The sequence below is a fragment of the Streptomyces sp. NPDC025784 genome, assembly GCF_055558435.1.
Map to the genome: position 1 here is coordinate 50,593 of NZ_JBVHMN010000019.1, position 22,689 is coordinate 73,281.

Genomic DNA, 22,689 nt, shown 5'->3' on the forward strand with positions numbered 1-22,689 from the left:
GTCCCCCAAGACGCCGAGAGGAGGCGATTCCAGTGATCAGCATCAACGCCAGCTCCATCAGCACCGTCAAAATGACCGATCGCTCGGTCGTCTCCACCTGCATGCTCGGCGTCTCGAACCTGGGCACCGGTCTGTCCGGCATCCGTGCCGCCCGGCCGGCGTCCTCCCTGTCTCTCGCGGGCCTTCCCGTCCGTGAGCGCAATGAGCGACCGACCCAGGCACTGGAAGCGGCAGTAGTGGCAGAGGCGCAGGCCTATGCCTTTGCGGCGGCCGGTGCCGGAGCCCTGAAGCAGACGACGCAGCACCACACGATGTGGGCCTTCCGTGGGCCTGAACCCTGGAGTGATCCAGCCTGATCCCCGATCAGGCCGGCGCCTTCAGGGCCGCGGAACCCCACCCGGGATCCGCGGCCCTTCTGTTTGTCCCCGACCAGGGACGGCAGAGCGAAGGGGCCTCGGGACAAGAAAAGAACCCGGTACCAGCCGCCAACCGGCCAACAGGCCGGCACGACCAGACGAGGAAGACGAACCGTGCAACTCGAAGCGCACGCCCCGTCCGTACCGCCTTCCGAAACGATCCCCCCGCCCGGCCTCACGGAGGACTCCACCTTGATCCCGCTCACCGCGCTCACCGCGCTCGACGACGCCATCGAGAACCTCGGCGTACCCGTCCCGTGCCGCTCCTACGACCCGGAGGTCTTCTTCGCCGAGTCGCCGGCCGACGTCGAGTACGCCAAGTCCCTCTGCCGCACCTGCCCGCTGATGGAGGCCTGCCTCGCCGGCGCCAAGGAGCGGCGTGAGCCCTGGGGCGTCTGGGGTGGCGAGCTCTTCGTCCAGGGTGTCGTCGTGGCCCGCAAGCGGCCGCGTGGCCGCCCGCGCAAGAACCCGGTCGCGGCATGAACATCCGCGGAACCATTGATCGCCCCCTGACGCACGACCCCAAGAAGCAGGCCCCGATGAAGCCGTCCACCAGCGAGCCCGCCGGCTCCGCCATCCCAGACTTCACCACCACCGGCGCGAACGACTCGCGTCAGAACAGGACCCGAGAGATGCAACTCATCCCAGAAGCCTTGGCTCGTGCGCATATGCACGAGCGGCTGCACGAGGCCGAGCAGGAACGCCGGGCCGTGCGCCTGGCGACTGCCCGCCGGATGCAGCGTCGGGCCGAGCGCGCTTCGATGCGAGCCCGGCGCGCGCTGGCCATGGCGGTCATGCAGTAAACCGAAGCAGTCGCAGTCAGCAACTCCTCGCGGGGGTCGGTCCGGAAGGGACCGGCCCCCGCGGTGCGTTGTGCCGGGCCGCGCACGGGTCGCGGGGATATCGTCGCCGAGTGACGAGTCTTCCCGGGGACAGTGACAGCACCGACTCCGCACCGCGGTCCGACGGCGGTGAGGACGAGCGCATCGTGTGCGCACGCTGCGGGACCCAGGCCGACGGTCCCCGACCGACATGGACCTGTTCCGTGGAGAACGGTGCCCGCCGTTACTTCTGCGACAACTGCGCCCGCAGCAACCTCAGGGCCATCGAGGGACGGCTCGACTCGGCCTGGTGGTAGCGGCCGGACCCACGTCTCGCCCGCCGACGCCTCGCCGTTCGGCAGAGGTCTCGCGGGCTCACGCCTCCGCCGCCGACACCTCCTCGTCCACCAGGTCCTCCGCCAGTTCCTCCGCGATCTCCTCGTCCGTCAGGAACCCCGGCAGCCACTCCTCCAGTTCGTCGCGCAGACGGACCGTCGCACCCAACTGACACAGGACACCGATGGTGCTGAGCGTCACCCGGTGTATCAGCAGGTAGGACGGGGGCAGGTTGAGCTGCTTGCCCAGCTGGTAGGCGGGGGAGCGCGGGTCGGCGATGCGGGCGGCCTGACTGCGCATCCAGCCTCGGGTGAAGGTGAACTCGTCGGCCTGGGCCGGCTCGATGATCGGCAGCAGATAGTCCAGGACCGCGTCGGGGTCGAGCTCTATGGACTCCTTGACGAAGCCTTCCTCACAGAGCAGTCCGTAGACCGACTCGGCCTCGCCGTCCAGGGTCATGCGCAGGGAGTGGCCTATGGGCAGGGGCAGCCCGCCGGGGAGCCGGTCCACCGTTCCGAAGTCCAGCACGCCCAGCCGCCAGCCGTTCTCCTCGTCCGGGAGGAGACGGAAATTCCCCGGGTGCGGGTCGGCGTGCAGCAGGCCGGTGCGCGCGGGCCCCGAGAAGAGGAAGCGTGCCAGCAACTGTCCGGCTCGGTTCCGCTGCTCCTGACTGCCGTCGGCGATCACCTCCGACAGGGGTGTTCCGTCGATCCATTCGGTCACCAGGATCTGGTCGCACTGGTGGACCACGGACGGCACGACGACGTCCGGGTCGTCCGCGAACTCCTCGGCGTGAGCCGTCTGGGCCTGAGCCTCCAGGGCGTAGTCGAGCTCCTCGGAGACCCGGTCGCGCAACTCCGCGATGAGCGGCTTGATGTCCATGCCGGGGATCAGCGGACCCAGAAGCCGGGCGAATCGGCTCAGTTGTGTCAGATCGGACAGGAGGGCCTCGCCCGCACCGGGGTACTGGACCTTGACCGCGACCTCGCGTCCGTCGTGCCACACGGCCCGATGCACCTGGCCGATCGAGGCCGCCGCGGACGGCTTGTCCTCGAACTCCAGGAACAACTCGGACCAGTCCTCGCCGAGCCGCTCCTCGAGCACGGAGTGCACGGTGCGGGTCGGCATGGGAGGGGCCGCCTCCTGGAGTTTGGTCAGTGCCGCGCGGTAGGGCCCGGCGACCTCCTCGGGGAGCGCCGACTCGAAGACGGACAGCGCCTGCCCGAACTTCATCGCGCCGCCCTTCAGCTCGCCGAGCACACGGAACAGCTGCTCCGCCGTGCGCTGCTGAAGCTCGCGGCCCACGATCTCCGCCGACTTCCCGCCGATCCGTTTCCCGAGGCCCCAGGTCGCCCGCCCGGCGAAGCCGAGCGGTAGCGCGGCGAGTTTGGCGGTACGGGTGACCGCCTTCCGGGGAAGATCAGACATGCGCCCTCCAAGTCCCAGACGGCCGTGCCGCGTACGGCTGTTGCCCCGCCATTGTCTCGTGCGGCCCGGTGTCTTCCGAGGGGCGCTCCCCCTTGGTTTTCGCCCCGGTGCCGCAGGGGCATGCAGCATGCCCCCGGACCGGCCTCGCGTGCCAGTCGAATCCGGGGATCGACGCCTCCCAGCGCGCCCCCGCGCTGGAGGGCAACTCCCCGTCCAGGAAGGCGAGTGCGTGCCCCGCGGCCAGTCCGGCGACACCGGCCGCCAGGGTCAGGTCGCAGGCGGGCACCCGCTGCGACCGCCCCGAGCGCCACTGCGCGACCATACGGGGCCAGGTCGGATCCCGGTCCGCGCGCCCCTGGTCCAGACAGCCGGCGCACGCAGTCTCGCCGGGCAGCACCAAGGGGCCGACGACCCCGGTGCCTTCGACGACGCCCGCATAAAGATGGGGTGTTCCCGAGGCGATCAGCGGTTCCGCCGCGACGGGATCGGGTGCGTGGACGGCGACGCCGTCCCGCGGAGCGAGGACGACCAGGGCCAGCGCGGCGGCCCGCTCCGACTCCGGGCCCCTCGCTCTCTCCCGCTCCTTCTGTTTCCGCTCGGCGGAGGTCCGGGGCGGGCGGTCGGGTGCCGCTCGGCGCGTGGCGCGGCGGGCGGCGTCCTCGCGGCGCTCGCCGACGGAGTCGGCGGGCAGCCCGCCGGGTGCCACGTCCCACGGCTCGACGCACCCGACGTCGCGCACCTCGACCTCGCCCACGCCCGCGCCCGCGAGAAGGGAAGCGAGGACCACTCCCACCCGTCCGGCCCCCCGCACCTGCACCCGCTGGGAGCGACGGGTGGCGAGGCGCCTGATGGCGTCGCCCGGATCCGGTGAGACGAGAGACAGGGAAGCGAGGTCCGGCCGCAACCGGTCCAGGACGTCCCTCTTCTCGCGCAGGGCGTCCGCGGCCGGGCCGCCGCCGGTCGCGTCGTCCAGCAGACCGGACCGGACCAGCCGGTCCACCAACTCGTCCACGCGGTCCTCGGGCAGTCCCATGCCGCGTCCCTGTTCACGCAGGAGCGGCAGACCGCGTGTCCCGTCCAGCAGATCGAGGAAGCCGGCCGTCGCCGTGTCCATCGGGCCGAGCACCATCGCGTGCGCCGGTGCCATCCCGAACTGCACGGTGTCGAGATCCCGCCAGCCGCGCCGCAGCGCGGGCTTCACGATCGGATGCATGACCTACCCCCGTAGCCCGTAGAGCGTCCTCGTGTGTCGCCGGCGGTGTGCTTCCCACGCCGCCGACCGAGTGCCAGCATGCCCGTCCGTGACGAACCGTGCCGAAAGTTGTCCACAGGCGGCGGAGTCAGTCGTACAAATCAAGCGCTCGGGGTGCGGATCAGCATCGAACCGTCCCGGGGGCGGGACTTCCCCCATGTGCAGCGGGTAACGTCGTGGCGTGCCCGCCGACCCACTGCACCGCGCCGGAAAACCACAGCGCAGCACGACGAGCCCGCCGCCGAGCGGCTCGGTGGCGAGCGCGATCGAGGTCCGACGGAGCACGCGACGGCGCAGAACGGTCTCCGCGTACCGCGAGGGCGATCGCACCGTCGTGCTCATCCCCGCCCGTATGTCCGAGGCGGAGGAACAGCGCTGGGTGACCGTCATGCTCGACAAGCTGGCCGCCCAGGAGAGCAAACGGCTCCTCGGGGACACCGAGCTCGCCGAGCGTGCCGGGCGCCTGTCGGAGCAGTACTTCGACGGCCGGGCCCGTCCCAAGTCGGTGCGCTGGGTCACCAATCAGAACACCCGCTGGGGCTCCTGCACCCCGTCCGAGGGCAGCATCCGCCTGTCGCACCGGCTCCAGGGCATGCCCGAGTACGTCGTCGACTACGTCCTCCTCCACGAGCTCGCCCATCTGCTCGTACCCGGACACGGGCCGCGCTTCTGGCGGCTGCTGGAGGCCTATCCGCGCACCGAGCGTGCCCGCGGATACCTCGAAGGCGTGGTCGCGGCCGACCGGCTGCCCCATTCGCCGGCCCCGCGCGAGGAGTAGGGGCGGTTCCCCACGTCCCAAGGGGCGATTGTGTACCGGGTCTGTACCGGCTTCGTCCACTCCCGGAGTTTGCCGTTAGCCTGACGCGACGCACTCGAATTCGGGATGGGGGACGGTCGTTACGCATGGCCAGGGAATTCCAACGCGGCCACAAGGCCAGGATCAGTGACCTCACCGCGGGCACCGATCTGTACGTAGGCGTGCAGATCACCGGCCCCGGACTGACCTTCGACATCAGTTGCTTCGGTCTGGACGCCGACGAACGGCTCTCGGACGACCGGTACTTCGTCTTCTTCAACCAGCCGAAGTCCCCCGAGGAGTCCATCCAGCTTCTGGGCGCCCAGTCGGGCGACACCGAGTCCTTCCGCGTCACCCTCGACAGGATCCCGGCGCAGATCCAGAAGCTGTCCTTCACGGCGACCATCGACGGCTCCGGGCAGATGTCGCAGATCGCCCCCGGATACCTCCGAATCGTCGCGGGTGGCGAGGAGGTGGCCCGGTACTCGTTCAGCGGCGCGGAGTTCTCCACGGAGCGTGCCGTGATGCTGGGCGACTTCTACATGAAGGACGTCTGGCGCTTCGCCGCGGTGGGCCAGGGCTTCGACGGCGGCCTCGACGCGCTGCTGAAGAACTTCGGCGGCGAGGTCGCAGAGGAGGAGCCCGCCGCGCCGCAGCCGCAGAGCGGGGCCGCTCCGTCCTTCGCCCCGCCGGCCCAGGCCACCGCGCCTCCCGCGTTCGGTGCCCCGGCCGCTCCCGCCCCCGCTCCGGCCCCCGCGCCGCAGCCTGCCGCGGGCTTCGCACCGCCGCCGGGGGGAGCCACGCCGCCCCCCGCACCGACGCCCAGCGCGCCTCCGGTGCACGCCGCGCCGACCATCATCGCGCCCCTGAACGCCCCGCCGGGCGGCACCGTGCACCCGCCGGGCCCCGCACCGTACGCGCAGCCGCCGGGGCAGCCCGGCCCGCCCCCGGGCTACGGCCAGCAGCCCCCCGGCCAGACGGCCCCGATGCCTCCCGGCTACGGGCAGCAGCCGCCCTCCGCGCCTCCCGGATACGGCCAGCAGGCCCCGACCGCGCCCCCCGGCTACGGCCAGCAGCCGCAGTACGGCCAGGTGCCCGGCCAGCCCGGGGCCCCCTCCCCGTACGGTGCGCCCCAGGGCGCCCCGCAGGGCGGTGCCGGTGTCGCGGCCGCACTCGGCGCCTTCAAGGAGACGCCCACCGGCCAGCGGTGGACGCAGCAGAACAAGAAGCTCGTCCGGGTCGACCTCGGTGTCGGCGGCCAGCCCGTGCTCGCCCGCCAGGGCAGCATGGTGCTCTACCAGGGCAAGGTCGACTTCAGCTACAAGGGCGCCGGGTTCGCCGGCCGGATCGTGGGCAACGCGACCGGCCAGGAGATGCAGCTGATGCGCTGTACCGGCCAGGGCCAGGTGTTCCTCGCCGAGAACTCCACGATGCTTCACCCCATCGAGCTCCAGGGCGACGCGATCTGCGTCTCCGCGGAGAACGTCCTCGCCTTCGACGAGGCACTCCAGTACGAGGTGCGCCGCATCGAGGGGCACGGCATCCCCGGCGGCGCACTGTTCACGATGCAGTTCCAGGGGACCGGCACGATCGTCGTCAAGACGCACGGCGCCCCCGTGGTGCTGCCCGTGACACCGACGACGTTCGCCGACTGCAACGCTGTCGTCGCATGGTCCGCGGCCTCCCAGGTGGTCGTCTCCAGCCAGGTGCGGATGCGCCGGAACGCGTACCCCGGAGACACCGGCGAGAGCGTGAACCTTCAGTTCCGCGGCGCGCCCGGCAATTTCATCGTCGTCCAGCCGTACGAGGTCTGAGGGAGCCCGTCATGAACCAGCCACTCGCGGGCTTCGCCCCTGCACCCGTGTCCGCCCGCATGGAGAACCACGGCAACCACATGCTGAAGGTCGCCATGCAGACCGGAAACGACCTCCTCGCGCGCGTGGGGTCGATGGTCGCCTATGAAGGGTTCGTCCAGTACGAGCCCAACCCGCCCGCCGTACGCCAGATCGCGCGCGACTGGGTCACCGGCGAGGGTGCCCCCCTCATGAAGTGCTCGGGTGACGGCCTGCTCTACCTCGCCGACTACGGGGCGAACGTGGTCGTCATCAACCTCAACGGAGACGCGATCTCCGTCAACGCCACGAACCTGCTTGCCTTCGACGCCCACCTCCAATGGGGTGTCGAGCGGGTGAAGGGGCTCGCCAAGTTCGCCGGGCAGGGCCTGTGGAACACCAAGATCTCCGGCCAGGGCTGGGTCGCGCTGACCTCCCGGGGCAAGCCGATCGTCGTCGACTGCGGCGGTGGTGAGGACGAGACGTACGTCGACCCGGACGCCCTCGTCGCCTGGTCCCCGAACCTCAAGGTGAAGGGCAAGCGCAGCTTCAAGGCACAGTCGCTGATCGGACGCGGCAGCGGCGAGGCGTACCAGATGGCGTTCTCCGGGACGGGCATCGTCGTCGTCCAGCCCAGCGAGGACAGCACCGACCGCCTCCGAGTCCGGGGCTGAGGGGGAGCAGGACACCATGCAGAGCTCGCTTTTCGGCTACAACGAGCAGCAGACCCAGGACCGCTACAGCCTGCAGAACTCGCAGATGCTGCGGGTCGTCCTGGAGGGCCACGACGACATCCTCGCCCGCAAGGGCACGATGGTCGCGTACCAGGGGCTCGTCGAGTTCGACGCCGAGTACCAGAACAACAGCCAGCACCGGGCCCGCGCCTACACCGGTGAGGGCCTGGACCTGATGCGCTGTCACGGGCAGGGGACGGTCTACCTGGCCAATCTCGCTCAGCACGTGCACGTCATGGACGTGGACCAGGAAGGTCTCACGGTCGACAGCAGCTACGTCCTCGCGATGGACTCCTCGCTGCACCACGAGGTCATCGCCGTCGACAGCCAGTACGGCATCTCCGGCTCCGGCAAGTACCAGCTCAACATCACGGGACGCGGCAAGGTCGCGCTGATGACCTCGGGGATGCCGCTGCTGATGCAGGTCACGCCCGACCGGTACGTCAACTGCGACGCCGACGCCATCGTGGCGTGGTCCACCGGTCTGCGGGTGCAGATGCAGGCGCAGACGCACTCCTCCGGTGTGTGGCGGCGCCGCGGCAACACCGGTGAGGGCTGGGAGCTCAGCTTCATGGGGCAGGGGTACGCGCTGGTACAGCCCAGCGAGCTGCTGCCGCCGCAGAACGCCGTGATCGGCCAGGGCCTGCGCGCCCAGTACGGCATGGGGCAGCACGGCGCGCACGCGCAGAACCAGGGCAACGCCTGGAGCTGACCATCGGACGACGGCCCCGGATCCGACCGCCGCTGTCTGGGGCCCGGATCCGACCGTCCGGGCGACGGTGCGGCTTGGGCCGTCCGGCAGGCAAACGTAAGGGGCGACCGCCACTGTGGTCGCCCCTTACCCGTTGCTCGAGATCACAGGCGGGCGCGCGTGGCCTCCACCAGACGGACCACCGACTCGTCGGCCACGTCCGCGACCTCGTCGTAGGCGAACCAGCGCAGGTCCAGGGACTCGTCGCTGATCGCCTCCACGGCCCCGGACGGAGCGAGCGCCGCGTACTGCACGTCGAGGTGCCAGGCACACGGCGTGTGGTGACGGTCCAGGCGCACGGGGCCGCCGGGCAGCAGGGTCAGTCCCGAGACGCCCGACTCCTCGGTGCCCTCACGCAGGGCGGCCGACGCCAGGGTCTCGTCGACCGGCTCGCAATGGCCGCCCATCTGGAGCCACATGCGCAGCTTCTTGTGGAGCGTCAGCAGCACACGCCCCTGCTCCGGGTCGATCACCAGGGCACTTGCCGTGATGTGCCCGTCCCGGCAGGCCTTCCACATCCCGTCCGGATGCGCGGTGAGATGGTCCAGGTAGGTCTGGCGCAGCTCTTCCTGGCCCTCGTAGCCCTTCAGGACGAGGACCGCGTCGTCGTGCAGGTTCACTCGGCGCCGTCACCCTTGTCGTCGTCCTTGGGGGCGTCGTCCTTGCTGAGGTCCGTCTTGCCCTCGGAACCGCCGGCTGCCTCGCCGAGCATCTTGTCGAGCTCGGAGAAGTCCAGCTGCTCGCGGTGCACGAAGCCGTCCGGGTCGTCCAGGTCGGACGCCGTCGGCAGCATGTCCGGGTGGGCCCACAGGCCGTCACGGCCGTCGACACCGCGCGCGTCCGTGAGCGAGGCCCACAGCCGCGAGGCGTCCCGCAGACGGCGCGGACGCAGCTCCAGACCGATCAGCGTGGCGAACGTCTGCTCCGCGGGACCGCCGGTGGCGCGACGGCGGCGCAAGGTCTCCCGCAGCGCGTCCGCGGACGACAGGCGCGGCTTCGCGGCCGAGTGCACGACCGCGTCCACCCAGCCCTCGACCAGTGCCAGCGCCGTCTCCAGGCGGGCCAGCGCGGCCTTCTGCTCCGGGGTGTCCTCCGGCTGGAACATGCCCTGCTGGAGCGCCTGCTGCAGCTCCTCCGGGTTCTGCGGGTCGAACTGGCCGACCACGTCCTCCAGCTTGGCGGTGTCGACCTTGATCCCGCGCGCGTAGCCCTCGACCGCGCCGAACAGGTGCGAGCGCAGCCACGGAACGTGCGCGAAGAGACGCTGGTGGGCCGCCTCACGCAGAGCGAGATACAGGCGTACCTCCTCCTGGGGGATGCCCAGGTCCTTGCCGAACGATTCGATGTTCAGCGGCAGCAGCGCGGCCTTGCCGGCCGGGCCGAGCGGCAGACCGATGTCCGTCGAGCCGACGACCTCGCCGGCGAGCACGCCCACGGCCTGCCCGATCTGCGTACCGAACATGGCGCCGCCCATGGAGCGCATCATGCCGATGAGCGGGCCCGCCATGGCCTGCATCTCCTCGGGCAGGACGTCGCCCATGGCCGCGCCGACGCGCTCGGCGACCGGGTCGACGAGCTCCTTCCACACCGGAAGGGTCGCCTCGACCCACTCCGCGCGGCTCCAGGCCACCGCGGTCCCGGCGCCCGAAGGAAGGGACGTCGCGTCGTCCAGCCACAGGTCCGCGAGGCGCACGGCCTCCTGGACCGCGGAGCGCTCGGAGGGGCCGATGCTCGCGTCCTTGGTGCCGTCGGACGTGCCCTGGGCGACCGTCTGGCGGGCGATCTGCTTGGCCATGTCCCAGTTCACCGGGCCGCCCTCGTACGAGAGCATCTGGCCCAGCTGCTGGAACGCGGCGCCCAGGTCATTGGGGTTCATGGAACCGAACATGGCTGCGAGCGGATTGTCGGCGCCGGGGCCACCGGCTCCGGGCAGCCCGAAGCCGAACGGTCCCTGAGCACCGCCGCCCTGCTGGTCCTTCTTCTTGCCCTCGTCGCCGTTCTCCGGCTCCTCCGGCGGAAGGCCGAATCCGAATGGGGTGTCACTCACGGGGTTCCTCGGCTGGTAAGGCCGCCGGTTCTTCCCGACGGCGGCTGCCCACAACACCACCCAGCGTAGACACCACAGCCCGATCGGGCCTCAGTGCTTCGCCGACTCTCGGCCTGCGGCAGGATGGATGCCACCTGGTACGGACGCGTCCTGCGCGTCCGTTACTGAAGACAACCGCTGGAGACGCCCGGTGAGTTCCCCAGATCCGCAGGTTCGCGCAGCGCGAAACCACTCAACCAGCCCCGCCTCGCGCGGCCCCGTCGTCGCGGTCACCGGCGCCGCGGCCGGCGTGGGAGCCCTGCTCACGGAGCGGCTCGCCGCCAGCGAGGAGATCAGGCAGGTCATCGCGATCGACGAGCGGCGCGGCGAGTGCGCGGCGGCCCAGTGGCACATCCTCGACGTGCGGGACCCGGCCATCGCCGAGAAGCTGCGCGGGGCTGACGTCGTGGTGCATCTGGCGCTCGACCTCGATCTGGAGACGGACGCGGCCGCCCGGACCGCCTACAACGTCCGGGGGACGCAGACCGTCCTGACCGCCGCCGCGGCGGCCGGGGTCCACCGGGTGGTGCTGTGCACCTCGGCGATGGTCTACGGGGCGCTGCCCGACAACGAGCTGCCCCTGTCCGAGGACGCGGAACTGCGGGCGACGGCCGAGGCCACGGGTGTCGGCGACCTCCTGGAGATCGAGCGGCTGGCCCGGCGGGCGCCGCGCGCGCATCCCGGTCTCAACGTCACGGTGGTGCGGCCCGCCGTGCTTGTCGGCGGTACCGACACCGCGCTGACCAGGTATTTCGAGTCGCCGCGACTGCTCGTGGTGGCCGGGTCGCGGCCCGCCTGGCAGTTCTGCCACGTCGAGGACCTGTGCAGTGCCCTGGAGTACGCCGTCGTCGAGAAGGTCGAGGGGGAGCTCGCCGTCGGGTGCGACGGATGGCTGGAGCAGGAGGAGGTCGAGGAGCTGAGCGGGATCCGGCGGATGGAGCTGCCGTCCGCCGTGGCGCTCGGGGCGGCCGCGCGACTTCACCGGATCGGGCTCACTCCTTCGCCCGCCGGGGACCTCGCGTACACGATGTACCCGTGGGTGGTCAGCGGGAGCCGGCTGCACGACGCCGGGTGGCGGCCGCAGTGGACCAACGAGGAGGTTCTCGCGGAGCTGCTGGAGGAGGTCTCCGGGCGCCACACCGTGGCGGGGCGGCGGCTGGGGCGCAAGGACGCGACGGCCGCGGGGGCCGCGGGGGCGACGGTCGCGCTGCTGGGTACGGCTGCGTTGGTGCGGCGGGCGCGGAAGGCTCGGCGGCGCATCTGAGGGTGCCCTCGGGCGCCGGGCGCTTTCCACCGGGTGGCTGCTTCCATCAGGGGTGGCTGTTCCCGCCGGGCGTTCCCTGGGGGCTGTCGCCGTCCCGGCCGGGGGGTGATCGCCGGCCGGCTTCGTATCCTGCGGCAGGTGTCGCGGACGGTGGTTCTCGCCCCCTCCGCCCCTGTCAGTCCCGTCGTCCTGGGGGCTGCCGCCCCCAGACCCCCGCATCGGCCTGGACGGCCTCGTCCTCGAACGCCGGACGGGCTGAAGGCACCGGGCTGGACGACGGGCCGCCAGTCGGACGGGCTGAAGGCAGCCCCGGCGCGGAGCTGGACGGCGTTCCACCGGTTCGCCCGTTCTGTAGGAGGCTCCAAAGGGGCACGCGCGTGTGCCGGGGGAATGGTCTATTTCTTGTTGTCAGTGGTGTGGGGCACGATGGGCTCATGGCATCCACGAGCGACCATCCCGGTGAGCAGGCGGCGCAGGACGCGATCAGGCTGATCGCCATCCGTGAGACGCCGTTGTCGCTGGACGAGGTCTTCAAGGCGGTGGGGGACGACGCCGCCGGCGGGACGGCGCTGTTCGTCGGGACCGTGCGGAATCACGACGGGGGTGCCGACGTCGACGAGCTGGGGTATTCGTGTCATCCCAGCGCCGAGGCGGAGATGCGGCGGATCGCGGAGAAGGTGGTCGCCGAGTATCCGGTGCGGGCGCTGGCCGCCGTCCACCGTGTCGGGGACCTGAAGGTGGGGGACCTCGCGGTCGTCGTCGCCGTCTCGTGCCCGCACCGGGGCGAGGCCTTCGAGGCGTGCCGCAAGCTCATCGACGACCTGAAGCACGACGTGCCGATCTGGAAGCACCAGAAGTTCTCCGACGGCACCGAGGAGTGGGTCGGCGCCTGCTGAAGGCCGACCGGGTGGCCCCCGGGCCTCCGGTTGCGTAACTCGCCCCCTGCCGTGAGCGTTAGCACTGCGGATGGTTAATCTGCTGATCAGTCAGTTGCGGTCGCTCATGGGGTTGGGAGGTCGACATGGCGGCGCTTGCCTGGTTGCTGATTCCGCTTGTGGCTGCGGTCGGTGCCGGACTCTGGGGCAGTTGGGCCGGCCGGAATCGCAAGACGGCCGGGGACGGTGTCGAGCTCGCGGGATACACGCGCTTCCGCGAGGCCATGGAGCGGACCGAGGTCCGAGCCGAGGCCAAGGAGAAGTCGCACTCCGACGCCCACTGATCCCGCCGCTCCGCGCCCCCGGACGGACGGCCCCGACGGTGCGCTTACAGCACCGTCCCGTACTGTCGTTCCATGCCACGCCGCACCGCGACGATGCTCGCCTCGACACTCATCCTGATCGCGCTCCTGTGCGCGGGGGTGTTCATCAAAGTGCCGTACTCGGAGATGTCCCCGGGGCCGACGGTGAACACGCTGGGCGAGCACGACGGCGAGCCGGTGCTGCAGATCTCCGGGCACAAGACGTACCCGGCCACCGGGCACCTGAACATGACGACGGTCCGCGTCACCAGCGCCGACTACAACATGAACCTCGTCGAGGCCGTCTACGGCTGGCTGGCGCACGACAACAAGGTCGTGCCGCACGACACGCTCTACCCGGACGGCAAGACCGAGGAGCAGTCGACGCAGGAGAACGCCGAGGAGTTCAGCCAGTCCCAGGAGAGCGCCAAGGTGGCGGCGCTCAAGGAACTGGACATCCCGGTGAAGTCCTGGGTGATCGTCTCCACCGTCCTCAAGGGCTCTCCGGCCGAGGGCCGGCTGCACGCCGGTGACGTGATCAAGGCCGTCGACGGCACCGCGGTGAAGGCGCCCGAAGACGTCGCGAAGCTGGTCACCGTGCACAAGCCCGGTGAGAAGGTCGTCTTCACGATCGTGCCCGCCAAGGAGCAGGCCGCGGCCGAGAAGGAGAACCGGACGGCGACGGGGACGAAGGACGTGACGATCACCACGGCCAAGTCCGACGACGGCGGGACGCAGCGGGCCATCGTCGGGATCTCGGCCGGGACCGACCACACGTTCCCGTTCACCATCGACATCAAGCTCGCCGACGTCGGCGGACCCAGCGCCGGCCTGATGTTCTCGCTCGGCATCGTCGACAAGCTGACCCCCGGCAACCTCACGGGCGGAAAGTTCGTGGCCGGCACCGGCACCATCGACGACAACGGCAAGGTCGGCCCGATCGGCGGCATCGAGATGAAGACGGTCGGCGCGCGCCAGAAGGGCGCCGAGTACTTCCTGACGCCCAAGGACAACTGCGCGGCCGCCGCCAAGGACACCCCCGCGGGCCTCACGCTCGTCAAGGTCGACACCATCGACGACGCGCTGAACGCCCTCAAGGACATCAAGTCCGGCAACACCGCCGCCCTGCCGAAGTGCTCGGCCAAGGGCTGAGCCGACCACAGCCGCGCGCCCCTGGACGGGGGCGCACCCCGCCCTCGTCCCCGGACGGGGGCGCACCGGGCGGCCGGGCCGCCCCCGCCGCGACGGTCAGTCCGCGAACGTCGCCGAGAGTGCCTCCGCGAGCCCCGGCACCAGATCCGAACCCGTGAGCACCTCGGTCGCAGCGTCCTTCTCGCGCAGCCGGAGCGCGGAGTCGCGGGTGCCGTCACGCAGCACGCCGACGGTCATACGGACCTCCTGGCGGTCCGGGTGCTCGGCGACCCAGCGGGCGAGCTTCTTCTCGCTGAGACCGTCCGGGACGGAGGCCTCGGCCGACGGCGGCAGCATCAGCCGCTCCACGGTGAGCGCGCAGCCGATGACGGCGTCCGGCCACGCGATGGTGCCGAGGAACTCGTCCAGCGGCTTGCCGGCGGGGATCTCGTCCTGCTCGATCGGGGTGAGACCGGAGGTCTCCTGCTGCTCGTCCTCCAGGCCGAGCTGGGCGGCGAGGCCGGGTTCCTGGGCCCGCAGCCGTGCGGTGTCTACGAGGGCGAAGAGGCGAGCGGGCTGGTCCCAGCCGAGGCCCGAGGCGTACTCGTCGATCTCGAGTACGGCCCGGGTGAGGGGGGTCGCTGCCATGGGAGTGTTGGACATGGTCACAATCCTGCCTCGTTCGTACCCGAATCCGGGAACCGAGTAAAGCGTGAGTAAGTTGCATAGATGAGGCCCCACGATCACGGAGCCTTGCGGACGGTCCACCATCACGGGGGCCTGACGGATCAACAGCGACTTCGAGGTGCGCACCTTGGCTTTCCAGATGCCGGACCGCGGCGGAGGCCCGACGGGGCCACGGATCAGAGTGGGCCGACCGTCCCGGCGTGTCCGGACCCTGCTCATGACACTGGGCGTACTGGCCGTGCTGGCCATGGCCTTCGTCATGTTCGCGGGGTTCTGGACGGACTGGCTCTGGTACCGGTCGGTTCACTACTCGTCGGTCTTCACGACCACCCTGTGGACCAAGATCGGACTGTTCTTCGTCTTCGGCCTGCTGATGGCGGCCGCGGTCGGGGTGAACATCTGGCTCGCGCACAAGATGCGCCCGCCGCTGAGTGCCATGTCGATGGAGCAGCAGAGCCTCGACCGGTACCGCATGGGCATCGCCCCCTACAAGCGGTGGCTGCTCCTCGCGATCACCTCGCTGGTCGGGCTGATCGCCGGCGCGTCCGCCTCGGGCCAGTGGCGCACCTGGCTGATGTGGGTGAACGGAGTGCCCTTCAACCAGAAGGACCCCCAGTTCCACCTGGACGTCTCCTTCTACGCCTTCGACCTGCCCTGGTACCGCTTCCTGCTCGGCTTCGGCTTCGCCGCCGCCGTGCTCTCGCTGATCGCCGCCGCGCTCACGCACTACCTGTACGGCGGGCTGCGGATCACCAGCCCGGGGGCGCGCGCCACGGCCGCTGCGACCGGGCACCTGTCCGTGCTCCTCGGCATCTTCGTCGCGCTGAAGGCCGTCGCCTACTGGCTCGACCGGTACGGGCTGGCCGTGAAGTCCAGCGACTTCAAGGCCACGGGCAACTGGACGGGCCTCAGGTACGTCGACGCGAACGCGTACCTGCCCGCCAAGACGATCCTGTTCTGCATCGCCGTCATCTGCGCGCTGCTCTTCTTCGCCACCCTGTGGCGGCGCACCTGGCAGCTGCCCGTGATCGGGTTCGGCCTGATGGTGCTCTCGGCGATCCTCATCGGCGGCCTGTACCCGGCGATCGTCCAGAAGTTCCAGGTCCAGCCGAACGAGCAGGCCAAGGAAGCGCCGTACGTCGAGAAGAACCTCAAGGCGACGCGTGAGGCGTACGGGATCGACGGCACCGACGTGACCGACTACCCGGGCGCGAGCACCACCAAGGACAAGACCAAGCTGCGCGACGACGCGGACAATGCCGCGAGCATCCGCCTCATGGACCCGAACGTGGTGTCGCCGACCTTCCAGCAGCTCCAGCAGGTCCGGAACTACTACGGCTTCCCGTCGAACCTGGACGTGGACCGCTACAGCAAGGACGGCAAGGACCAGGACACGGTCATCGGGCTGCGCGAGCTCAACCTCCAGGGCATCCCGAAGAGCAACTGGATCAACGACCACTTCCGTTATACGCACGGTTACGGCGTGGTCGCGGCCAAGGGCACCGAGGCCGACTCCGAGGGCCGGCCCGTCTTCACCGAGTACAACCTGCCGTCCCGGGGAGACCTGGGCCAGTACCAGCAGCAGATCTACTACGGCGAGAAGACCAGCCAGTACTCGATCGTCGGCGGTCCCCAGAAGGAGATCGACTACTCCGACGACAGCGGTGAGAAGACCACCAGCTACAAGGGCAAGAGCGGGGTCAGCCTGTCCAGCCCGGTCAACCGCGCCGCGTACGCGGTGGCGTTCGGCGAGCCGCAGATCCTCTACTCGGGCGCGATCGGTGACGGTTCGCGGATCCTCTACAACCGCACGCCCAAGGAGCGGGTCGAGGCGGTGGCCCCGTGGCTGACCATCGACGGCGACGCCTACCCGGCGGTCGTCGACGGGAAGATCCAGTGGATCGTCGACGCGTACACGACCACGAACGGCTATCCGTACGCCTCCCGCACCACGCTCGGTGACACGACGGCGGACTCGCTGACGGCGGCCAACAACCAGCGTGCGGTGGTGGCCCAGCAGAACCAGGTCAACTACATCCGCAACTCGGTGAAGGCGACCGTCGACGCGTACACCGGTCAGGTCAAGCTCTACCAGTGGGACACCAAGGACCCGGTCCTGAAGACCTGGATGAAGGCGTTCCCGAACACGGTGCAGTCCAAGGATTCGATCTCGCCGTCGCTGATGGCTCATCTGCGGTACCCGCAGGACCTGTTCAAGGTCCAGCGCGAACTGCTCACCCGCTACCACGTGAAGGACGCGCAGACGTTCCTCAGCGGCAGTGAGGTGTGGCAGATCCCGGACGACCCGACCAACAAGTCGGGCGACGCCGTGCCGCCGTACTACCTGAGCATGAAGCTGCCGGGCCAGACGTCCCAGGTCTTCTCGCTGACGACGACGATGACACCGAACGGCCGGGACAACCTGAGCGCGTTCATGTCCGTCAACGCCGAGGCGGGCACCGGCGATTACGGCAAGATCACCATCCTGAAGCTGCCCACCGGAAGAACCGTCGACGGACCCAAGCGGGTGCAGAGCCAGTTCAACTCGGAGCCGTCCATCGCCGAGTCCATCAGACTCCTCAAAGGCGGCGACTCGGAAGTCGAGTACGGCAATCTGCTGACCGTTCCGCTCGACGGCGGACTCCTCTATGTGGAGCCCGTCTACGTACGCGGTGGTGACCTCAAGTACCCACTGCTGCGCAAGGTGCTGGTCACCTACGGAGGCAGCACCGCCTTCGAGAACACGCTCGGTGAAGCCCTCAACAAGGTCTTCGGAGCGAATACTTCGACCGTGCCACCGGAGAACGAGGGCACCACGAAACCGCCCACGTCGAACAATCCGACGGTCCAGGAGGCGTTGAACGACGCGCAGAAGGCCTTCGACAAGGGCCAGGAAGCCCTGAAGAAGGGCGACTGGCAGTCGTACGGCGAGGCGCAGAAGGATCTTGAGGACGCGTTGAAGCGGGCCGAGGACGCCCAGTCGAAGGCCGACAAGACCACGGGCGGCAGCGGCAACAACGCGGACAAGACCAGCGACAACGCCGACAAGAGCAGCGACAAGGGTTCGAGCGGCGGCTGACCGAAGGCACACCCCGCGCCGTGATACGGTTGCTTCACAACGGCGCGGGGTGGAGCAGCTCGGTAGCTCGCTGGGCTCATAACCCAGAGGTCGCAGGTTCAAATCCTGTCCCCGCTACTGAAGTCGAGGGCCCGGATCCTGATCAGGATCCGGGCCCTCGACGTGTGTCACGCCACGCCGAGACACCCACGGTGACCTGGTGTCTCGTGCGAAGTGCTGCTTCCTGCGTGGGGAGTTGGGAAAACTGTGTTTGACTTGTCTCTCTGTGGGCATGTCGACAAAACGCTGAAGTGACCTCACTGGCTGCGGTATACCAGGTGTACCCAGGTTGCAGGTGGTGCGACGATGGACGTTATGGGGGACAAGGCAACTCTGTTGGATACGGGGCGGTTTGCGCAGCCTGCCGACTTTGAGCAGCCTGCGGATCTCACGCAGCCTTCCGACCGGGACGAGGCCGGCGAGGCCGCCGAGGAGGCGCGCCGGCGGCTCGCCGCAGAGAGCGGCGACGTCGAGGCGATGAGCGTCCTCGGCGCGATGCTGCTGCGCCGCGGCGATCTCGACGGAGCCGAACCCCAGCTGCGCGCCGCCACCGCGGCCGGTGACCGTGCCGCCGCCAACAACCTCGGCGTCCTCCTGCATCAGCGCGGATATCCCGAAGAGGCCGCCGGATGGTGGCGGATCGCCGCCGTCGCCGGGTCCGCCGCCGCCGCGCACGCGCTCGGCAGGCACCATCGCGAGCGTGGCGACGAGCCCGCGGCCGAGTACTGGCTGCGTCAGTCTGCCGAGCAGGGGCACGCCCTCGGCGCGTACGCGCTCGCCGATCTGCTGGAGCACCGCAGCGACGTCGGCGCCGAGCAGTGGATGCGTGCTGCCGCCGAGCGCGGACACCGCGAGGCCGCCTACCGACTGGCCCGAACGCTTGACCGGAAGGCCGCCGACGCGGGCGTGAACGGCGCCGACAACGGTGTCATCGGTGTCATCGGCGCGGCCGGCGAGGATGCCGAGCAGTGGTACCGGCAGGCCGCCGCGCGCGGTCACCGGCGGGCCGCGCTGCACCTCGGAGCGATCCTGGAGAAGCGCGGCGACCTCAAGGAGGCCGGGCGCTGGTATCTGACGTCCGCGAAGGACGGCGAGGCGCGGGCCGCCTGCGCGCTCGGCTTCCTGCTGCGCGACGCAGGTGACACGGAGAGCGCCGCCGTGTGGTGGCTGCGCGCCGCGCAGGACGGCGACGGCAACGCCGCGAACGCGCTCGGCGCGCTGCACGCCGAGCGCGGCGAGACGCAGACCGCCGAGCGGTGGTACCGCGCCGCCATGGACGCGGGCGACGTGAACGGGGCGTACAACCTGGGGCTGCTCTGCGCCGAGCAGGGCCGGACCGGGCAGGCCGAGCAGTGGTACCGGCGGGCCGCGTACGCCGGGCACCGCGAGGCGGCGAACGCGCTGGCGATCCTGTTGCTCCAGGTCGGCGACGCCGCGGGGGCCGAGCCCTGGTTCTCCAAGGCCGCGGAGGCCGGCAGCGTCGACGCCGCGTTCAACCTCGGGATCCTGCACGCCGGGCGGAACACGGAGGACGACGACAGCGCCGCGCTGCGCTGGTACGAGCGCGCCGCCGCCGCGGGCCACACCGAGGCCGCGCTCCAGGTCGCCATCGCACGGCTGCGGGAGGGCGACGAGCAGGATGCCGAACGGCATCTGCGGTGCGCGGCGGGCGGTGGCAGCGCGGAGGCCGCGTACCGGCTCGCCGCCGTGCTCGACGCGCGCCGGCCGCCGGCGCCCGCCCACGAGCTGGGCGAGCCCGCGCAGGAGAAGAGCGAGTGCGAGGAGTGGTACGAGCGGGCGGCGTCCCAGGGGCACCGCCGGGCGCAGGTGCGGGTCGGCATGCTGGCCGCCGCGCGCGGGGACGTGGTGGAGGCGGCCCGGTGGTACCGGTCCGCGGCGGAGGCCGGGTCGCGGAACGGCGCGTTCAACCTCGGGCTGCTGCTCGCCCGCGAGGGGAGCGAGCCGGAGGCCGCGCTGTGGTGGACCCGGGCGGCCGACGCGGGGCACGGGCGGGCGGCGCTCCGGCTCGCCCTCGTGTACGCGCGGCGCGGTGAGCTGGCCGAGGGGCAGCGGTGGGCCGACCGGGCGGTCTCGCTCGGGCCGGCAGAGGTGGCCGAGCGGGCCGCTCGGTTGCGGGACGCCCTGCGGGAGGAGCTGTCCGCCTGACGCTGCGCGGGCCGTGGGTGGGGTCGGTGCCGGGGAACCGTGGGCTGTTTCTCGGCACCCTGCCGCCCTGGCCGGCGCCGGGCGGGCGAGGGCAGCAGGTTCTCGCCCCTGCCGCCCTCGCCCGTCCCGTATCGGGGGTTGCCACCCCCGGACCCCCGCTTCTGCCTGGACGGCCTCGTCCTCAAGCGCCGGACGGCCCGGGTGTCGCGTCGGACGGACCGGGGGCGCTCGGCGAGGGCGGCTTCGTGGCGCGCGTTCAAAGCGATTTGCGCTGGTCCACATGGTTGACGTAATGTTCAGTTCACCGACGCGGGGTGGAGCAGCTCGGTAGCTCGCTGGGCTCATAACCCAGAGGTCGCAGGTTCAAATCCTGTCCCCGCTACTGAAGGCCGAAGGCCCGGAACCAATGGTTCCGGGCCTTCGGTGCGTTCCGGGCCGGGTCGGCAGGCACGGCGCAGGGGGCGCAGGGGCGGCGCAGGGCAAGGGACAGCGGTACGGAGGCAAGACGAAGGCCCCGGCACGTGTGACAGGTGCCGGGGCCTTCGTCTGCGTTCTAGGCCGCCGCGCAGTTCGGGCAGACGCCGCGGTACGTCACCTCGACGTCCGAGACGGTGAAGCCGAAGCGCTCCGAGTCCGGAAGGTCGGCGAGCGGATTGCCGTCCGGATGCACGTCACGGATCGCGCCGCAGCGGGCACAGACCAGGTGGTGGTGCGGGCGGTGCGCGTTCGGGTCGTACCGCTTGGCGCGCTTGTCCGTGGCGACTTCCAGCACCTCGCCGAGCGAGACCAGCTCACCCAGCGTGTTGTAGACGGTCGCCCGGGAGATCTCGGGCAGCTTGGCCACGGCCCGCGCATGCACCTCGTCGGCCGTCAGATGGACGTGATCGCCGTCGAGGACCTCGGCCACGACGCGTCGCTGCGCGGTCATCCGCCATCCGCGTCCGCGCAGCCGTTCCAACAGGTCACTCATGGGAGTCAGCTTATCAGCAACGGGACCAGTTCACGAATAGGTGTGACTTTGGATGCCGGCTTGACTTAGACAATGTCTATTGTAGGGTCGAATCGAAGTCGGCCAATGGACAGGATTGGCCTGGAACGACGCAGGAGGCGCACGTGACGCAGGGACCGCTTACGACGGAGGCCGGCGCGCCGGTGGCCGACAACCAGAACAGCGAGACCGCGGGCGTCGGCGGCCCGGTCCTCGTCCAGGACCAGCTCCTGCTGGAGAAGCTCGCGCACTTCAACCGCGAGCGCATCCCGGAGCGCGTCGTGCACGCCCGAGGCGCCGGCGCCTACGGCACCTTCACGGTCACCGCCGACGTCACCCGGTATACGCGTGCCGCCTTCCTCTCCGAGGTCGGCAAGCAGACGGAGACCTTCCTGCGCTTCTCGACCGTGGCCGGCAACCTGGGCGCGGCGGACGCGGTCCGCGACCCGCGCGGCTGGGCGCTGAAGTTCTACACCGAAGAGGGCAACTACGACCTCGTAGGCAACAACACCCCGGTGTTCTTCATCAAGGACGCCATCAAGTTCCCCGACTTCATCCACACGCAGAAGCGCGACCCGTACACGGGCTCGCAGGAGGCGGACAACGTGTGGGACTTCTGGGGGCTGTCCCCCGAGTCCACGCACCAGGTGACCTGGCTGTTCGGCGACCGCGGCATCCCGGCCTCGTACCGTCACATGAACGGCTACGGCTCGCACACGTACCAGTGGAACAACGAGGCCGGCGAGGTCTTCTGGGTCAAGTACCACTTCAAGACCGACCAGGGCATCAAGAACCTCACCCAGGCCGAGGCCAACCGGCTCGCCGGCGAGGACCCCGACTCCCACCAGCGCGACCTGCGCGAGTCCATCGAGCGCGGTGACTTCCCGACCTGGACCGTGCAGGTGCAGATCATGCCGGCGGCGGACGCGGCGACGTACCGCTTCAACCCGTTCGACCTCACCAAGGTGTGGCCGCACGAGGACTACCCGCCGATCGAGATCGGCAAGCTGGAGCTCAACCGCAACCCGCAGAACGTCTTCGCCGAGGTCGAGCAGTCGATCTTCAGTCCCGCGCACTTCGTGCCGGGCATCGGCCCCTCGCCCGACAAGATGCTCCAGGGCCGCCTGTTCGCGTACGGCGACGCCCACCGCTACCGCGTCGGCATCAACGCCGACCACCTGCCGGTGAACCGCCCGCACGCCACCGAGGCGCGGACCAACTCCCGTGACGGCTTCCTGTACGACGGGCGCCACGGCGGCGGGAAGAACTACGAGCCCAACAGCTTCGGCGGGCCGTTCCAGACGGACCGGCCGCTGTGGCAGTCCACCCCGGTGACCGGCGGAACCGGCAACCACACCGCCCCCGTGCACGCCGAGGACGACGACTTCGTGCAGGCGGGCAACCTCTACCGTCTGATGGCCGAGGACGAGAAGGGCCGGCTCGTCGAGAACCTGGCCGGCTTCATCGCCAAGGTCTCGCGCGACGACATCGCCGAGCGCGCGATCGACAACTTCCGTCGGGCGGACGGCGACTTCGGCAAGCGGCTGGAGGCCGCGGTCCAGGCCCTGCGCGGCTGACCGACAGCAAGGGAACGCTTGTCGTGGGCGGCGGGCCGGATCTCCTCGGTGTTCCGAGGGGGTCCGGCC

Annotated in this window: 21 protein-coding genes and 2 tRNA genes; 17 read left to right on the top strand and 6 right to left on the bottom strand. The window is 70.3% G+C overall.

What is annotated here, in order from left to right:
• Positions 1–32 precede the first annotated feature (32 nt).
• From ACZ4IF_RS33900 to ACZ4IF_RS33915, 4 genes are all read left to right on the top strand, one after another.
• Positions 33–356 carry a hypothetical protein gene (locus ACZ4IF_RS33900; RefSeq protein ID WP_095936510.1) on the top strand — a complete coding sequence of 108 codons (324 nt, stop codon included), beginning with the start codon at positions 33–35 and terminating at the stop codon, positions 354–356.
• A gap of 174 nt (positions 357–530) precedes the next feature.
• On the top strand, positions 531–899 hold the full coding sequence (locus tag ACZ4IF_RS33905) for a WhiB family transcriptional regulator (RefSeq protein ID WP_028802016.1): 369 nt from the start codon (positions 531–533) through the stop codon (positions 897–899).
• Positions 896–1,219, top strand: a complete 324-nt coding sequence (locus tag ACZ4IF_RS33910; protein WP_095936511.1) for a hypothetical protein — start codon at positions 896–898, stop codon at positions 1,217–1,219. Before ACZ4IF_RS33905 ends, ACZ4IF_RS33910 begins: the two co-directional genes overlap by 4 nt.
• Before the next feature lie 110 nt (positions 1,220–1,329).
• Positions 1,330–1,554, top strand: a complete 225-nt coding sequence (locus tag ACZ4IF_RS33915; protein WP_467569825.1) for a hypothetical protein — start codon at positions 1,330–1,332, stop codon at positions 1,552–1,554.
• Between the two features lie 58 nt (positions 1,555–1,612).
• Here ACZ4IF_RS33915 and ACZ4IF_RS33920 read toward each other — a convergent pair whose 3' ends face one another.
• Both ACZ4IF_RS33920 and ACZ4IF_RS33925 read right to left on the bottom strand, forming a co-directional pair.
• On the bottom strand, positions 1,613–3,001 hold the full coding sequence (locus tag ACZ4IF_RS33920) for an ABC1 kinase family protein (RefSeq protein WP_467569827.1): 1,389 nt from the start codon (positions 2,999–3,001) through the stop codon (positions 1,613–1,615).
• On the bottom strand, positions 2,994–4,214 hold the full coding sequence (locus tag ACZ4IF_RS33925) for a ThiF family adenylyltransferase (RefSeq protein WP_467569830.1): 1,221 nt from the start codon (positions 4,212–4,214) through the stop codon (positions 2,994–2,996). Before ACZ4IF_RS33925 ends, ACZ4IF_RS33920 begins: the two co-directional genes overlap by 8 nt.
• Before the next feature lie 220 nt (positions 4,215–4,434).
• Here ACZ4IF_RS33925 and ACZ4IF_RS33930 point away from each other — a divergent pair, with 220 nt between their 5' ends.
• From ACZ4IF_RS33930 to ACZ4IF_RS33945, 4 genes are all read left to right on the top strand, one after another.
• Entirely contained in the window at positions 4,435–5,031 is a 597-nt protein-coding gene (locus ACZ4IF_RS33930; protein ID WP_359489576.1) for a M48 metallopeptidase family protein, read from the top strand.
• A gap of 125 nt (positions 5,032–5,156) precedes the next feature.
• Positions 5,157–6,863 carry a TerD family protein gene (locus tag ACZ4IF_RS33935; protein ID WP_467569832.1) on the top strand — a complete coding sequence of 569 codons (1,707 nt, stop codon included), beginning with the start codon at positions 5,157–5,159 and terminating at the stop codon, positions 6,861–6,863.
• Positions 6,864–6,874: 11 nt separating this feature from the next.
• Positions 6,875–7,555 (top strand): AIM24 family protein, encoded by a 681-nt coding sequence (locus ACZ4IF_RS33940; RefSeq protein WP_345650745.1) that lies wholly within the window; start codon positions 6,875–6,877, stop codon positions 7,553–7,555.
• A 16-nt stretch (positions 7,556–7,571) separates the two neighbouring features.
• Positions 7,572–8,327 carry an AIM24 family protein gene (locus ACZ4IF_RS33945; RefSeq protein WP_028802024.1) on the top strand — a complete coding sequence of 252 codons (756 nt, stop codon included), beginning with the start codon at positions 7,572–7,574 and terminating at the stop codon, positions 8,325–8,327.
• A gap of 143 nt (positions 8,328–8,470) precedes the next feature.
• Here ACZ4IF_RS33945 and ACZ4IF_RS33950 read toward each other — a convergent pair whose 3' ends face one another.
• Complete coding sequence (locus ACZ4IF_RS33950) at positions 8,471–8,986, bottom strand: NUDIX hydrolase (protein ID WP_359489581.1); 516 nt, start codon at positions 8,984–8,986, stop codon at positions 8,471–8,473.
• Positions 8,983–10,413: a zinc-dependent metalloprotease gene (locus tag ACZ4IF_RS33955; RefSeq protein WP_467569836.1), complete on the bottom strand. Its 1,431-nt coding sequence runs from the start codon at positions 10,411–10,413 to the stop codon at positions 8,983–8,985. The genes ACZ4IF_RS33950 and ACZ4IF_RS33955 overlap by 4 nt, the downstream gene beginning before the upstream one ends.
• Positions 10,414–10,603: 190 nt before the next feature.
• Between ACZ4IF_RS33955 and ACZ4IF_RS33960 the strand changes: the two genes are divergently transcribed.
• The 4 genes from ACZ4IF_RS33960 to ACZ4IF_RS33975 all read left to right on the top strand — a co-directional run bounded on the left by ACZ4IF_RS33960 (position 10,604) and on the right by ACZ4IF_RS33975 (position 14,105).
• A complete protein-coding gene (locus tag ACZ4IF_RS33960; RefSeq protein WP_359489585.1) occupies positions 10,604–11,716 on the top strand; it encodes an SDR family oxidoreductase in 1,113 nt (370 codons plus the stop codon).
• 434 nt (positions 11,717–12,150) lie between these two features.
• Entirely contained in the window at positions 12,151–12,612 is a 462-nt protein-coding gene (locus ACZ4IF_RS33965; protein WP_345650732.1) for a molybdenum cofactor biosynthesis protein MoaE, read from the top strand.
• 125 nt (positions 12,613–12,737) lie between these two features.
• Positions 12,738–12,935, top strand: coding sequence for a hypothetical protein (locus ACZ4IF_RS33970; RefSeq protein WP_095936520.1), 198 nt, complete (start codon positions 12,738–12,740; stop codon positions 12,933–12,935).
• 72 nt (positions 12,936–13,007) lie between these two features.
• Entirely contained in the window at positions 13,008–14,105 is a 1,098-nt protein-coding gene (locus ACZ4IF_RS33975; RefSeq protein WP_467569840.1) for a YlbL family protein, read from the top strand.
• A 96-nt stretch (positions 14,106–14,201) separates the two neighbouring features.
• On the opposite strand, the gene ACZ4IF_RS33980 is transcribed toward ACZ4IF_RS33975, so the two are convergent.
• The gene (locus ACZ4IF_RS33980) at positions 14,202–14,747 is read right to left on the bottom strand and encodes a PPA1309 family protein (RefSeq protein ID WP_467569842.1); all 546 of its coding nucleotides are present in this window, start codon (positions 14,745–14,747) and stop codon (positions 14,202–14,204) included.
• Positions 14,748–14,910: 163 nt separating this feature from the next.
• Between ACZ4IF_RS33980 and ACZ4IF_RS33985 the strand changes: the two genes are divergently transcribed.
• From ACZ4IF_RS33985 to ACZ4IF_RS34000, 4 genes are all read left to right on the top strand, one after another.
• Complete coding sequence (locus ACZ4IF_RS33985; RefSeq protein WP_467570132.1) at positions 14,911–17,850, top strand: UPF0182 family membrane protein; 2,940 nt, start codon at positions 14,911–14,913, stop codon at positions 17,848–17,850.
• A 43-nt stretch (positions 17,851–17,893) separates the two neighbouring features.
• Positions 17,894–17,967 (top strand) — tRNA-Met (locus ACZ4IF_RS33990).
• A gap of 228 nt (positions 17,968–18,195) precedes the next feature.
• Complete coding sequence (locus ACZ4IF_RS33995) at positions 18,196–20,055, top strand: sel1 repeat family protein (RefSeq protein ID WP_467569846.1); 1,860 nt, start codon at positions 18,196–18,198, stop codon at positions 20,053–20,055.
• Between the two features lie 308 nt (positions 20,056–20,363).
• Positions 20,364–20,437 (top strand) — tRNA-Met (locus ACZ4IF_RS34000).
• Between the two features lie 171 nt (positions 20,438–20,608).
• Here ACZ4IF_RS34000 and ACZ4IF_RS34005 read toward each other — a convergent pair.
• Positions 20,609–21,025 (bottom strand): Fur family transcriptional regulator, encoded by a 417-nt coding sequence (locus ACZ4IF_RS34005; RefSeq protein ID WP_028802033.1) that lies wholly within the window; start codon positions 21,023–21,025, stop codon positions 20,609–20,611.
• A 143-nt stretch (positions 21,026–21,168) separates the two neighbouring features.
• Here ACZ4IF_RS34005 and ACZ4IF_RS34010 point away from each other — a divergent pair, with 143 nt between their 5' ends.
• Positions 21,169–22,620, top strand: a complete 1,452-nt coding sequence (locus ACZ4IF_RS34010) for a catalase (protein WP_467569849.1) — start codon at positions 21,169–21,171, stop codon at positions 22,618–22,620.
• Positions 22,621–22,689: the final 69 nt, after the last annotated feature.

Excerpts from the sequence above, each read along its gene's own strand:
- ACZ4IF_RS33920 (WP_467569827.1), bottom strand. The coding sequence starts at position 3,001 with ATGTCTGATCTTCCCCGGAAGGCGGTCACCCGTACCGCCAAACTCGCC.
- ACZ4IF_RS33970 (WP_095936520.1), top strand. The coding sequence starts at position 12,738 with ATGGCGGCGCTTGCCTGGTTGCTGATTCCGCTTGTGGCTGCGGTCGGT.
- ACZ4IF_RS34005 (WP_028802033.1), bottom strand. The coding sequence starts at position 21,025 with ATGAGTGACCTGTTGGAACGGCTGCGCGGACGCGGATGGCGGATGACC.
- ACZ4IF_RS33995 (WP_467569846.1), top strand. The coding sequence starts at position 18,196 with ATGGACGTTATGGGGGACAAGGCAACTCTGTTGGATACGGGGCGGTTT.
- ACZ4IF_RS33935 (WP_467569832.1), top strand. The coding sequence starts at position 5,157 with ATGGCCAGGGAATTCCAACGCGGCCACAAGGCCAGGATCAGTGACCTC.
- ACZ4IF_RS33980 (WP_467569842.1), bottom strand. The coding sequence starts at position 14,747 with ATGTCCAACACTCCCATGGCAGCGACCCCCCTCACCCGGGCCGTACTC.
- ACZ4IF_RS33985 (WP_467570132.1), top strand. The coding sequence starts at position 14,911 with ATGCCGGACCGCGGCGGAGGCCCGACGGGGCCACGGATCAGAGTGGGC.
- ACZ4IF_RS33945 (WP_028802024.1), top strand. The coding sequence starts at position 7,572 with ATGCAGAGCTCGCTTTTCGGCTACAACGAGCAGCAGACCCAGGACCGC.
- ACZ4IF_RS33975 (WP_467569840.1), top strand. The coding sequence starts at position 13,008 with ATGCCACGCCGCACCGCGACGATGCTCGCCTCGACACTCATCCTGATC.
- ACZ4IF_RS33940 (WP_345650745.1), top strand. The coding sequence starts at position 6,875 with ATGAACCAGCCACTCGCGGGCTTCGCCCCTGCACCCGTGTCCGCCCGC.
- ACZ4IF_RS33965 (WP_345650732.1), top strand. The coding sequence starts at position 12,151 with ATGGCATCCACGAGCGACCATCCCGGTGAGCAGGCGGCGCAGGACGCG.
- ACZ4IF_RS33910 (WP_095936511.1), top strand. The coding sequence starts at position 896 with ATGAACATCCGCGGAACCATTGATCGCCCCCTGACGCACGACCCCAAG.
- ACZ4IF_RS33925 (WP_467569830.1), bottom strand. The coding sequence starts at position 4,214 with ATGCATCCGATCGTGAAGCCCGCGCTGCGGCGCGGCTGGCGGGATCTC.